The sequence below is a fragment of the Polaromonas sp. genome, assembly GCF_035638815.1.
Taxonomy (GTDB): domain Bacteria; phylum Pseudomonadota; class Gammaproteobacteria; order Burkholderiales; family Burkholderiaceae_C; genus Polaromonas.
Window position 1 is genome coordinate 141454 of sequence record NZ_DASQZG010000012.1, and the last position, 11704, is coordinate 153157.

An 11704-nucleotide genomic window follows, 5' to 3' on the forward strand; every position below is an offset into this window, starting at 1 on the left:
CGCTCCCTGCATCACCTTCAGTCCACAAAGAAGTCCGGGATGAAGTTTTTGTTTCCGGGTGTCACAGAGTATCTTTCCAGATCACTCACACCGTGGGCGGCAAGCAATTCGTCATCGATATAGAAACTTCCCGTGTTCGAGCTTGCACTGGTCAGCACGAACCACGCGGCATCGGAAAGGATTTCCGGCTTGCGGCAGAGCTTCAAGTCCACACCCGGAATCATCTGCAGGGCAGCGGTCGCAATTGCGGTACGTGGCCACAAACTGTTGACGGCGATACCGTATTTTTTGAATTCGCCTGAATGACCCAGCGTGCACATGCTCATGCCGTATTTGGCCATGGTGTAGGCGGTGTGGTTTTCAAACCAGTGCTGCTTCATGCTCAAAGGTGGGGACATGTTGAGCACATGCGGGTTGCGCCCGGCCTGGGCTGACTTTTTCAGTTCTGCCAGACAAGCCTGCGTGCACAGATAAGTGCCGCGCGCATTGATGCCGTTCATCAGGTCGTAGCGCTTCATGGGCGTCTGCTCAGTATTCGTCAAGCTGATGGCGCTGGCATTGTTGATCAGGATGTCAATGCCGCCAAAAGTTTCCACCGCCCTGGCGACGGCAGCGTGCACCGCTTCTTCTTCACGGATATCAACCGCCAGTGGCAAGGCCTGACCGCCAGCAGCCCTGACCGCCTCGGCAGCGCTGTAAATCGTGCCGGGCAGTTTCGGGTTCGGGTCCGTCGTCTTGGCCAGGATCACCACATTGGCGCCGTCTGCGGCCGCACGGGTCGCGATGGCCAGCCCGATGCCCCGTGACGCGCCGGTGATGAAAAGGGTTTTACCCCTGAGCGATGAATCAGAAGTCATGAGACATCCAGATACTATTGATTTGATAGCGCACTATCGCCGTCATTGCTGGGAAAACTGCTATTTTGTTCATCAAACCTGCGTGAAATCAGGCTTGCGTTTCTCCATGAAGGCACTGAAGGCCTCGCGCGCTGCGGGCTCCCTCAGCATGCGGCCGAAACTGACTGCCTCCTCGGCGATACGCTCGGCAACCGCGCCGGCCTGGCTTTTTTTCAGCAGGCGCTTGGTTTCCACCAGCGCGCTGAGCGGTTTGGCGGCGAGCTTTTGCGCTTGCCGTTGCGCCAGTGCGTTGGCCTCAAGCGGCGGCACGATGCGATTGATCAGCCCCATCTCCAGCGCCGACTCGGCTGTGAAAGGCTCGCCGAGCAGCAACGCCTCGGCCGCGCGCGCGTTGCCCATCAGCTGCGGCACCAGCAGGCTCGAACCGGCTTCGGGGCACAAGCCCAGGTTCACGAACGGGAGCGAGAACGCGGCGTTGTCGCCTGCGTAGACGAGATCGCAGTGCAGCAGCATGGTGGTGCCAATGCCAACCGCCGGTCCGCATACGGCAGCCAGCAGAGGCTTGGGAAAGCTGCTGATACCGCGCAGAAAACGGAAGACCGGCGCATCTGCTGCGGCAGGCGGCGCATTGAGAAAGTCACCGATGTCATTGCCGGCCGAAAAAATGCTTTCATGGCCCTGAATGACAACCGCGCGTACGGCTGCGTCGGCACTGGCTGCCTCCAGCGCGTCGGCCATGGCTGCGTACATGGTCGAAGTGATGGAGTTTTTCTTTTCCACGCGGTTCAGCGTAATGGTCATCACATTATTTTCGGTGTGGGCCAGGATGTCTTGGGTTGAATCGCTCATGAGGAGTCCGGAGTTATGGGTTGTTAAATGTACTGAGGCGCCGGCGAATGGGCGGCTCACTCTTTGTAGTAAACGATCTGGCTGGTTGTGACAAGTAAGGTTCCGTCCTCACTCCACAGCTGCGCCGTCTGGTCAAAAAAGCCGTTTCGAAAAGCCTGCGCGCGCGCCTGGCCCAGCAAAAACCCGTCGCCACACTCAGCCAGTTGCGTGCTGTCCGCATGAAAGTGCACCGTCATGGACACCGTGCCTACCGGCACGTGGGTAGCGCGACGCAGCCACACACGCGGGAAAAAAATATCGGACATGGCCGAGAGGGAAGCAAAGTCGAGCGGGCGCGCAGGATAGTCACGAACCCAGAGGAGGCTCAAGCTATCCTCCCCGCCGCCGTCCCAGACATTCGGGATCAGTCCGGACAACGGCCGGATGTCGTAACGCTTGATCCATTCAACACCGCCGGGAAATGAAAAGCGCACTGCGTGATCAGGCGGCCCCACCACGGGCATGGGGGTGTCGTTGACACTCCAGGTCTCGCGGCGTACCGCCGTGACCACCGTCGCTGTCATCGCGACACTGTCCATACCTGCCGAATCGGTTTGAGACAGTGAAATCGTCCAGTGCTGGGTGGATCGGTTGGTGCGAACGGGCGTGGCCTGCACCGAAAACGCGCCTGCCTGCAGGGCACTGGCGTAGTTAACGGTCAATGCAATCGGCTCGCCCAGCCTCGCGGGGTGCTGCATCACAGCCTGGATGGCGGTGGCCGCGGTGGTGCCGCCAAAGGGGCCCACCATGTTCCAGTAATCCGGGCTGCTGGCCCCGGTGTACAGGCCAGGCTCACCCGCAGAGGGCGACAGGCAGACCGCTGCGTCAAAGGGGTGAAGGCTCATGCTGACAGTATCTGGCAGACGGCCGCTTCAGACAGTCATGCTGGCGACGGCGTCCGGCATCAACGCTGGCAGGCCCATGCGCTCCAGGCTTTGTGCGGTGCGTGGCCACAGGGTTTGCGCAAACTGCTCGCGAAAGAACCCGAAATGCCCGATGCGTTTGACCGCCAGGTCTTTGGGAGAAATACGTTCAAAAACGCGCGGCGCGTTGACATACAGGTTGATGAGATTTTGGGTGCCGCGCCAGGTCATCAACTCGTCGTCCGTTATGGAGAGGGCGAGGACGGGAAAGGTCACCCCACCGTAGCTGCGCCGTGCGCTGTCGCCCTCCGCACCCACGCTGTACTGCGGGTCCAGACACCATTTGCGCCACTGCATCATCACGCCCGCAGGCACATCGCCTACCTTCTTGAGCTTGCGCCCTGGAAAGTAACCGAACAGGCGCGTCGCCACGGGCACCAGCACATACCAGAAGTACAGCACCATGCGTTTGAGCTGCGGCGCGTTGTCGCGCCAATAGCCGCTGCCCGCCGCCACACTGAGCAAACCATCGACCTTGCTCTGGTTTTTCAAAAAACCGGGCAATTGCGCCCCCAGACTGTGCCCCAGCAGATACAGGGGTGCCTGCGGCAAAGCAGCCTTGGCGCTGTCCACCACAGCCTCGTAATCGCTGGCCCAATCCATCAGATCCGCCTGAAAGCCACGCAAGCCGCCATCAGCGGTGTCGGGCAGGGAGTCGCCCGAACCGCGGTAGTCAAAGGTGGTGACGCGAAAGCCCTGCCCCGAAAGCCACTCGGCAAACGGCGCGTAGTAGTCCTGCCGTACGCCCATGGCGCCGCCTATGACTACACTGGCACGTGCTGGCGTTGGCGTGTCGTACACCCGCAGCGAGAGTTGCGAAGAACCGGACGTGAGAATCTGCTTTTGCATGTCTGTCTCCAAAAAACTATCGTTGCCACTAGGGCGTAGCGAGCGGGATGCAGTGCGAGGCGCGGGTGCCCGAAGAAAACCGGAGCGACCTCAAGGGTCGTGAGGATTTTCTTTGGGCTGCAACGACGCAATGCGCCCGCGCAGTAGCCCTAAACGCGTTCGAAGATGCCGGCGGCGCCCTGCCCCATCCCCACACACATCGTCACCATGCCGTACTTCAACTGATGCCGTTGCAGCGCATGGATCACCGTCGCGGCGCGAATCGCACCCGTCGCGCCCAGTGGATGACCCAACGCGATTGCGCCGCCCATCGGGTTCACTTTTGCGGCGTTCAGGCCCAGGGTGTTGATGACAGCCAGCGACTGCGCGGCAAACGCTTCGTTGAGTTCATACCAGTCGATGTCGTCCTGCTTCAGGCCTGCATAACGCAGCGCCGCGGGAATCGCTTCGATGGGGCCAATGCCCATGATGTGCGGCGGAACGCCTTTGGCTGCATAGCTGACAAAACGCGCCAGCGGCTTCAAGCCAAACTCTTTCACAGCCTTCTCGCTCGCCAGAATCAACGCGCCTGCGCCGTCAGACGTCTGTGAGCTGTTGCCGGCCGTGACCGAGCCGCGCGCGGCGAACACGGTTTTGAGTTTGCCCAAACCTTCAACCGAAGTATCGGGGCGTGGACCTTCGTCCAGGCTCACCGTACGGGTTTTGGCAATAACTTCGCCGCTTTCGAGGTCAGGCGAACGGTCGGTGACTTCAACCGGCGTGATCTCGGCCGTGAACTCGCCGTCCTTCTGTGCCTTCATGGCCTTTTGGTGCGATTCCAGTGCAAACTGGTCTTGCGGATCGCGCGAAACCTTCCACTGCTGCGCCACTTTCTCGGCCGTCAGGCCCATGCCATAGGCAATGCCGATGTTCTCGTCGTTACCAAACATGGCGGGGGACAGCGAAGGCGAGTTGCCCGACATGGGCACCATGCTCATGCTTTCGGTACCAGCCGCAATCATCACATCAGCTTCACCGACGCGGATGCGGTCGGCCGCCATCTGGATCGCGGACAGGCCAGAAGCGCAGAACCGGTTGACGGTGATGCCACCCACGCTGGTTGGCAAACCGGCCAGCACAGCGCCGATACGCGCAATGTTCAAACCCTGTGGGCCTTCTGGAATGGCGCATCCGCAAATGATGTCTTCAATCGCTTTGGGATCCAGCGACGGCACCTGCGCAAGAGCCGCCTGCAGGGCGTGCACCAGCAACTCGTCGGGACGGGTGTTGCGGAAAAAGCCCCGATGCGAGCGCCCGATGGGCGTGCGCGTGGCGGCAACGATGTAGGCTTCCTGGACTTGTTTGGCCATGATGTTTTCCTTGTTTCTTCCGTTATTACTTCAGGTTTTCCGCGGGCCGGATGGAATCCATGCCCATACAAATTCACACTCGACCGGGTTCACACCGGCCTCGTCAGTCACAGTGACCGCCACATTGACTTCACCCTTGTCGGTAGCCTGCATGGCCGCGCGTTGTTCATCGCTCAAGGTCGCCACGGCCCGCAGTGAACCGGTGGCGCGTTTCTTGAACGCCATCTTCAACTCCTTGGCCAGCGGGATGCAGTCGTCGCGCACATTCATGCCCACCACCATGCCGGTTGCAGTTTCTGCCAACAAGTTCATGGCCGACGCATGCACACCGCCAATGTGGTTTTGCACCTTCTTCCCGTTCTTGATGCCAATTTCCACCTGATGGCGGGTCATCTGCAAAAAGTCGAGACCAGCGGTGCCGGTAAAAGGCACAGCGCGGCGCAGCACCACACTGCGAAACCAGGGACGCGCAAAGGCAGGCACTTCAGAGAGCCGTTCCAGTTGCCGCTCCAGGCGATTGGGTGTGTGCTCCATGGGGTGCTCAGTTACGGACGGGCTTGCCGGTAGACATCATTCCCATGATCCGCTCCTGAGTTTTTGGGTGCTCCAGCAATGAACAGAAAGCCTTGCGTTCCAGCGTCATCAAATACTCTTCGGTCACCAGCGAGCCGGCATCCACATCGCCGCCGCACACCACGTTGGCGATCAGGCTGGCGATGTGGAAGTCGTGTGCGCTGATAAAACCACCGTCGCGCATATTGACCAACTGGCCCTTGATGGTGGCCAGACCGCTGCGGCCCACCACCGGGAAAGGCCGTTTATGTGGGGCACGGTAACCTGAGTTGAACAGCGCGCGTGCTTCGTTCAGTGCCACAAACAGCAACTCGTCCTTGTGAGGCACGATCACGTCGCTGTCCAGCAGGTAACCAATCTTGCGGCTTTCAATCGCGCTGGTGCCGACCTTGGCCATGGCCGCAGCTGTGAAGCCCTCGGTCAGGAAAGGCAGCACGTCCTTGTTGGTCGATGCGGCTGCGTTTTCCGCGGCGCGGCGTGCAATGTAGGCCAGGCCGCCAGCACCGGGCACCAGGCCCACGCCGACTTCCACCAGACCGATGTAACTTTCCATCGCGGCCACGCGTTTGGTTGAATAGACCGCCATTTCGCAGCCACCACCGAGTGCCAGGCCACGAATGGCCGACACCACAGGCACAGAGGCGTAACGCAACTTGAGCATGACGTTTTGCAGTTCGGCCTCGGCACCTTCAATGGCCTTGGCGCCGCCCATCATGAAGGCGGGCAGCATGGCCTGCAGGTCCGCACCTGCGGAGAACATTTCATCATTCGACCAGATGACCATGCCCTTGTAGCTTTTTTCCGCCAGGTCCACACCCATGGCCAGACCTTCAGCCACGTCCGGGCTGATGGCATGCATCTTGGTTTTGATGCTGGCGATGACAACATCACCCTGTTCACCGTCCAGCGTCCAGAGGCGAATCGCGTCGTCTTCATGCAGCGTGGTGCCTGCGGTTTCAAAGGCAGGCGCCTTGGCGCCCAGCACGTTCTCGGGGAAGAACTGACGCTGGTAAACAGGCAACTCGCGACGCGCGATGAATTTTTTGGCAGAGGCGCTCCACGAACCTTCGGCCGTGTGCACACCACCGGCGTCCGCCACCGGGCCCTTGAAGACCCAATCAGGCAGCGGTGCCTTGCTGATGGCCTTGCCTGAATCAATGTCTTCCTTGATCCAGTTCGCCACCTCCATCCAGCCGGCCTCCTGCCAGAGTTCAAACGGACCCTGCTTGGCGCCAAAGCCCCAGCGCATGGCAAAGTCAATGTCGCGCGCGGTGTCAGCAATGCTGGCCAGGTGCACAGCAGCGTAGTGGAACTGGTCACGCAAGATGGCCCACAGGAAACGCGGCTCGGCACCTTCGGCCTCGCGCAGCAACTTCAAGCGCTCGCCCGCAGGTTTTTTCAGCATGCGACCCACGACCTCATTGGCCTTGGCGCCGCCTGCAACGTACTCCATGCTTTCGGGGTCCAGACGCATGATGTCGCGGCCCACTTTTTTGTAGAAGCCTGCGCCGGTTTTTTGACCCAGGCTTTTCGATTCCAGCAACTTCGCCAGCACAGGCGGCGTGCCGTACATGCTTTCAAACGGGTCTGGCGTCTTGCCTTCGCCCAGATTGTCCTGCAGCGTCTTGATGACATGCGCCATGGTGTCCAGGCCGACCACGTCGGCGGTGCGGAAGGTACCCGAGCTGGCGCGACCCAGCTTTTTGCCTGTCAGGTCATCAACCACGTCGTAGCTCAGACCAAAGTTTTCAGCCTCTTTGATGGTGGCCAGCATGCCGGCAATGCCGACGCGGTTGGCGATGAAGTTGGGTGTGTCGTGCGCGCGAATCACACCTTTGCCCAGGCCGCTGGTCACAAAGGCTTCCAGATCGTCGAGCACTTTCGGCTCAGTGGTCGGGGTGTTGATCAGCTCGACCAGCGTCATGTAGCGCGGTGGGTTGAAAAAGTGGATGCCGCAAAAACGTGGCTTGATGGACTCAGGCAAAGCCTCGCTGAGCTTGGTGATCGACAAGCCCGATGTGTTGCTGGCAACAATGGCGCCGTCTGCGATGAAGGGCGCGATCTTGTGATACAGGTCGGTCTTCCAGTCCATGCGCTCGGCAATGGCCTCAATGATCAGGTCGCATTCTTTCAGAACATCCATGTGTTCTTCGTAGTTGGCCTGCTGGATCAGTGCTGCGTCTTCTGGGACACCAAGCGGTGCGGGCTTGAGCTTTTTCAGCCCCTCAATCGCCTTGATGACGATGCCGTTTTTGGGGCCCTCTTTGGCTGGCAGGTCGAACAGGACCACAGGCACCTTGAGGTTGACCAGATGGGCAGCAATCTGCGCGCCCATCACGCCGGCACCGAGCACGGCAACTTTTTTAACTTGAAAACGGGACATGGTTAAACCCTTCCTGGGGATTTTTGATTGAAAAATTCGAGCACGGCGCTCCAGTAGCGCTGCGGTTCGTCGCGCATGCCGTGGGTATGGTCGGCACGCTCCAGCACCAGGCGCTGAATGCGCTCCGGTTTTGCAGCGGCCTGCTGCAAGGCATCGCCAAACGGAACGGGCGTCAACCGGTCGCCGTGGCTATGGATCAGCAGCACATCTACGTCCTGCATGCTGGCCAGGTGATGAACCGGCCGCAGCTTCAGCTCGCTCTGCGGATTCACGCGTTTGCCAATGTTGAGAACCGCATGGGCAAAGGGGTAGGCTTTCCAGAAGTCAGGCAAGGTGGGCGGGCAGCCCTCGGCCACCACCTTGTCAAAGGGGAAATTTGTTTCAGCAATCGCGCTGAGTGTGTTGATGGCACCAAATGAGGCGGTCAACGCATGCACCGGCAAACCAGGAAAAGTTTGACGCGCCCACAGACCCACCGACAGTGCGTCACCGGGAAAATCAAAATTGGTCGAGGGGCTTTCACCGAAGCCATTGAAGTCAAAGGCCACTACGTGAAAGCCAGCGTCCAGCAAGGCCTGCGCATGGCCGTGCCGCAGCCAGAAGCCTTTGCACGTAAAGCCCATGGGGTGGGCACAGACAACGACGCCGCGCGGCCTGAGCGGCGTGCGCGCCACGATGGTTGCCAACTGGCTTGTGCTGCGGCTGGCGATCTGCACACGCTCCCATCCCTCTTGCGGGACATCCGCGGGCCAACGCCAGGGCTTCATGAAACGGCCAAAGAAAGGCTTCTTGATCAGCTGGTGCCCATACCACCGGCGGGCCGTGGGGGTGCCGCCAGCTCCGAAGCGCAGGGCGCTGGTAATGGCTTCACCCATGACTTGCTCCCCGCGTTGCGGCCTTCATTGCACACGCGTCCAGGTCTGGGTCCGGCCAAAGGGGCCGATCGAGCCACGGATTTCAAGCTTTTTGCCGCCCTCAATGGGCGTCATGCGCAAGGTGTAGTTGCGGCCGTTCTCGGGGTCCAGAATTTTGCCGCTTTCCCACACGTCCCTGCCTTCGGCTTTCTGTCCACCGCGGATGATTTCAAGCCCGAGGATGGGCTTGTCCTTGCGGTCATCGCTGCATTTGTCGCAGGTGTCATCCGGCCTGACATCCTTGCCCAGGCGTTTCTCGATTTTTCCGCTGAGCACACCGGCAGTCTCCACAATGCGAATCTCTGCCCGCACTTCACCGGTCTTGTCGTCGGCGTTTCGCCACAGTCCCACGGGTGTCACCTGGGCCATCGCCGGAAGGCATGTTGCTACCAAACCAATAGCAAACAATGACCGTTGAATAAGGGCAAGCTTGGATATTTTCATATGAATGTCCTCCATCAAACCAGTGCGTCGTCTGTTTCCATCAGAACCTTGCTGCCGCTGCGCGCGGTGCGCATCAGCGTTGCGGTCTCAGGGAAAAGCTTGGCGAAATAAAAGCGCGCGGTCTGCAGCTTGCCCTGGTAGAACTTGTCTGTGTTGCCAGCAGCAATTTCACGCAGTGCCACTTGCGCCATGCGCGCCCAGAAGTAACCAAATACCAGGTGGCCTGCAACGCGCAGATAGTCAACCGCTGCGGCGCCCACTTCATCAGGATTCTGGAAACCCTTGAAACCGATCTCGGTCGTGAACTTGGTCATCTGGTCGCCCAGGATTGCGATCGGGTTGATGAACTCGGCCATCTTTTCGTTGACGCCTTCTTCTGCTACCAGGGTGCCAATCATCTTGCCCAGCTTTTTGAGCGTGGCGCCGTTGTTGCTCAGCACCTTGCGGCCCAGCAGGTCCAGCGACTGGATGGTGTTGGTGCCTTCGTAAATCATGTTGATGCGGTTGTCGCGCACAAACTGCTCCATGCCCCACTCCTTGATGAAGCCATGGCCGCCGAAGACCTGCATACAGGCGTTGGTGGAGATGTGGCCGTTGTCAGTAAGGAAAGCTTTGACGATGGGTGTGAGCAGCGACAACATTTCGCCGCTGTCCTTGCGGACTTTCTCGTCGGGATGGCTGTGCTCCTTGTCCAGCAGCACGGCGCAATAAATCTGCAGCGCCCTGCCGCCTTCTGCATAGGCCTTGGCGGTGAGCAGCATCTTGCGCACGTCAGGGTGCACGATGATCGGGTCGGCAGGTTTATCTTTGGCCTTGGGGCCGGAGAGCGAGCGCATCTGAATCCGATCCTTGGCATAGGCCAGGGCGTTCTGATAAGCCACTTCGGTCAGGCCAAGCGACTGGTTGCCCACGCCCAGGCGCGCGGCATTCATCATCACAAACATGCCCTGCATGCCCTTGTTGGGCTGACCCACTAGCGTGCCGATGGCGCCGTCGATGACGATCTGTGCTGTGGAGTTGCCGTGGATGCCCATCTTGTGCTCCAGGCCGCCACAGTAAATGCCGTTGCGCTCACCCAGAGTGCCGTCCTTGTTGACCAGAAACTTGGGGACGATAAACAGGCTCACGCCCTTGATGCCGGGAGGCGCATCGGTGATGCGGGCCAGCACCAGATGCACGATGTTGTCCGTCATGTCGTGCTCACCGGCACTGATAAAGATTTTGTTGCCGGTGATCTTGTAAGTGCCGTCGGGCTGCGGTTCAGCCTTGGTGCGCATCAGGCCCAGGTCGGTGCCGCAATGCGGCTCGGTCAGGCACATGGTGCCGGTCCACTCGCCGCTGGTCATCTTGCGCAGATAGGTCTGCTTTTGCTCATCGGTGCCGTGGGCGTGCAGCGCAGCATGCGCGCCGTGGGTGAGGCCGGGGTACATGGTCCAGGCCTGGTTGGCGCTGTTGAGCATTTCATAGAAGCACTGGTTCACCACCAGCGGCAGGCCCTGGCCGCCGTACTCCGGGTCACCACTCAGCGCAGGCCAACCGCCTTCAACGTACTTGGCATAGGCTTCCTTGAAGCCTTTGGGCGTGGTCACTTCGTGGGTCTTGGTGTCCAGCTTGCAGCCTTCCTGATCACCACTGACATTCAGCGGAAAAGTCACCTCGGCGGCAAATTTGCCAGCTTCTTCCAGCACCGCGTTGATGGTGTCCACGTCGATCTCGGCATGCGGAGGGCAGGCCTTGAGCTCATCCGTGACATTGAGCACTTCGTGCATGACAAATTGCATGTCGCGCAGGGGGGGAGCGTATTGGGGCATGGTGGTGTCCTTTAGAAAAGCGAAAAAATTAAAGTGAAGATGAAGGAATGACGGGTGGAGGCAGCGTTTTTGCGGCTTCGCTGCCGTACCGGGCCAGAATGCTCTGGAAAGCACGCAAGGTGCGGTCCAGCGATCCGGGGGTTTTGAGAAAACGGGCTTCGTAATGCAGCGCCAGGATCAGGCCGTGGATTTCAAAGGCAATCTGGCGCTCGTCGGCATCGGCATCCAAATGGCCAGCCTGCTTGGCCAACACCACCGCGCGGTACAGGGCGGCCAGCCAGGTCTGCACGGAGGTGGCAAGTGCGTCACGCACCGGGCCCGGCCGGTCATCAAACTCCACCGCGCCGCTGATAAAAATGCAGCCCGACTGCAGCTCGATCGCCACGCGTTTCATCCAGTTGCCAAACAGGGCCTGGACACGCGGCAAACCTTTGGGCTCCTTGAGTGCAGGGTAAAACACCTCTTCCTCAAATCGGGTGAAATACTCGCGAATCACGGAAATCTGCAGCTCTTCACGCGAGCCGAAATGGGCAAAAACGCCCGATTTGCTCATGCGCATGACCTCGGCGAGCGCTCCTATACTCAGGCCCTCCAGCCCGATCTGGGTAGCCAGCCCCAAGGCGGCATCCACGATGGCGGCCTTGGTTTGTTGCCCCTTTTGCATGCCGGGGCGGGCTGTCTTGACAGGGAGGTCGGTGACGGACATGGAATGG

Annotated in this window: 11 protein-coding genes; all 11 read right to left on the reverse strand. The window is 59.9% G+C overall.

Annotation, left to right across the window (positions count from 1 at the left end; genetic code table 11):
• Positions 1–17 precede the first annotated feature (17 nt).
• Entirely contained in the window at positions 18–857 is an 840-nt protein-coding gene (locus VE934_RS07595; protein ID WP_324885980.1) for an NAD(P)-dependent oxidoreductase, read from the reverse strand.
• 72 nt (positions 858–929) lie between these two features.
• On the reverse strand, positions 930–1706 hold the full coding sequence (locus VE934_RS07600; protein ID WP_324885982.1) for an enoyl-CoA hydratase: 777 nt from the start codon (positions 1704–1706) through the stop codon (positions 930–932).
• Positions 1707–1762: 56 nt separating this feature from the next.
• Positions 1763–2590: a thioesterase family protein gene (locus VE934_RS07605; RefSeq protein ID WP_324885983.1), complete on the reverse strand. Its 828-nt coding sequence runs from the start codon at positions 2588–2590 to the stop codon at positions 1763–1765.
• Between the two features lie 27 nt (positions 2591–2617).
• Positions 2618–3517: an alpha/beta fold hydrolase gene (locus VE934_RS07610; RefSeq protein ID WP_324885985.1), complete on the reverse strand. Its 900-nt coding sequence runs from the start codon at positions 3515–3517 to the stop codon at positions 2618–2620.
• Positions 3518–3666: 149 nt separating this feature from the next.
• Positions 3667–4866: an acetyl-CoA C-acyltransferase gene (locus VE934_RS07615; protein WP_324885987.1), complete on the reverse strand. Its 1200-nt coding sequence runs from the start codon at positions 4864–4866 to the stop codon at positions 3667–3669.
• Positions 4867–4896: 30 nt separating this feature from the next.
• The gene (locus VE934_RS07620) at positions 4897–5400 is read right to left on the reverse strand and encodes a DUF4442 domain-containing protein (RefSeq protein ID WP_324885989.1); all 504 of its coding nucleotides are present in this window, start codon (positions 5398–5400) and stop codon (positions 4897–4899) included.
• A gap of 7 nt (positions 5401–5407) precedes the next feature.
• The gene (locus VE934_RS07625) at positions 5408–7822 is read right to left on the reverse strand and encodes a 3-hydroxyacyl-CoA dehydrogenase/enoyl-CoA hydratase family protein (protein WP_324885991.1); all 2415 of its coding nucleotides are present in this window, start codon (positions 7820–7822) and stop codon (positions 5408–5410) included.
• Positions 7823–7824: 2 nt separating this feature from the next.
• On the reverse strand, positions 7825–8697 hold the full coding sequence (locus tag VE934_RS07630; RefSeq protein ID WP_324885993.1) for an alpha/beta hydrolase: 873 nt from the start codon (positions 8695–8697) through the stop codon (positions 7825–7827).
• A 24-nt stretch (positions 8698–8721) separates the two neighbouring features.
• Positions 8722–9105 carry a DUF2147 domain-containing protein gene (locus tag VE934_RS07635; protein ID WP_414693826.1) on the reverse strand — a complete coding sequence of 128 codons (384 nt, stop codon included), beginning with the start codon at positions 9103–9105 and terminating at the stop codon, positions 8722–8724.
• 89 nt (positions 9106–9194) lie between these two features.
• Positions 9195–10991 carry an acyl-CoA dehydrogenase C-terminal domain-containing protein gene (locus VE934_RS07640; RefSeq protein WP_324885995.1) on the reverse strand — a complete coding sequence of 599 codons (1797 nt, stop codon included), beginning with the start codon at positions 10989–10991 and terminating at the stop codon, positions 9195–9197.
• A 28-nt stretch (positions 10992–11019) separates the two neighbouring features.
• Positions 11020–11697: a TetR/AcrR family transcriptional regulator gene (locus VE934_RS07645; protein WP_324885997.1), complete on the reverse strand. Its 678-nt coding sequence runs from the start codon at positions 11695–11697 to the stop codon at positions 11020–11022.
• Positions 11698–11704 lie beyond the last annotated feature (7 nt).

What these genes read in the sequence shown, in the direction of transcription:
- VE934_RS07595 (WP_324885980.1), bottom strand. Translation starts at nt 857, where the DNA reads ATGACTTCTGATTCATCGCTCAGGGGTAAAACCCTTTTCATCACCGGC.
- VE934_RS07600 (WP_324885982.1), bottom strand. Translation starts at nt 1,706, where the DNA reads ATGAGCGATTCAACCCAAGACATCCTGGCCCACACCGAAAATAATGTG.
- VE934_RS07605 (WP_324885983.1), bottom strand. Translation starts at nt 2,590, where the DNA reads ATGAGCCTTCACCCCTTTGACGCAGCGGTCTGCCTGTCGCCCTCTGCG.
- VE934_RS07610 (WP_324885985.1), bottom strand. Translation starts at nt 3,517, where the DNA reads ATGCAAAAGCAGATTCTCACGTCCGGTTCTTCGCAACTCTCGCTGCGG.
- VE934_RS07615 (WP_324885987.1), bottom strand. Translation starts at nt 4,866, where the DNA reads ATGGCCAAACAAGTCCAGGAAGCCTACATCGTTGCCGCCACGCGCACG.
- VE934_RS07620 (WP_324885989.1), bottom strand. Translation starts at nt 5,400, where the DNA reads ATGGAGCACACACCCAATCGCCTGGAGCGGCAACTGGAACGGCTCTCT.
- VE934_RS07625 (WP_324885991.1), bottom strand. Translation starts at nt 7,822, where the DNA reads ATGTCCCGTTTTCAAGTTAAAAAAGTTGCCGTGCTCGGTGCCGGCGTG.
- VE934_RS07630 (WP_324885993.1), bottom strand. Translation starts at nt 8,697, where the DNA reads ATGGGTGAAGCCATTACCAGCGCCCTGCGCTTCGGAGCTGGCGGCACC.
- VE934_RS07635 (WP_414693826.1), bottom strand. Translation starts at nt 9,105, where the DNA reads ATGGCCCAGGTGACACCCGTGGGACTGTGGCGAAACGCCGACGACAAG.
- VE934_RS07640 (WP_324885995.1), bottom strand. Translation starts at nt 10,991, where the DNA reads ATGCCCCAATACGCTCCCCCCCTGCGCGACATGCAATTTGTCATGCAC.
- VE934_RS07645 (WP_324885997.1), bottom strand. Translation starts at nt 11,697, where the DNA reads ATGTCCGTCACCGACCTCCCTGTCAAGACAGCCCGCCCCGGCATGCAA.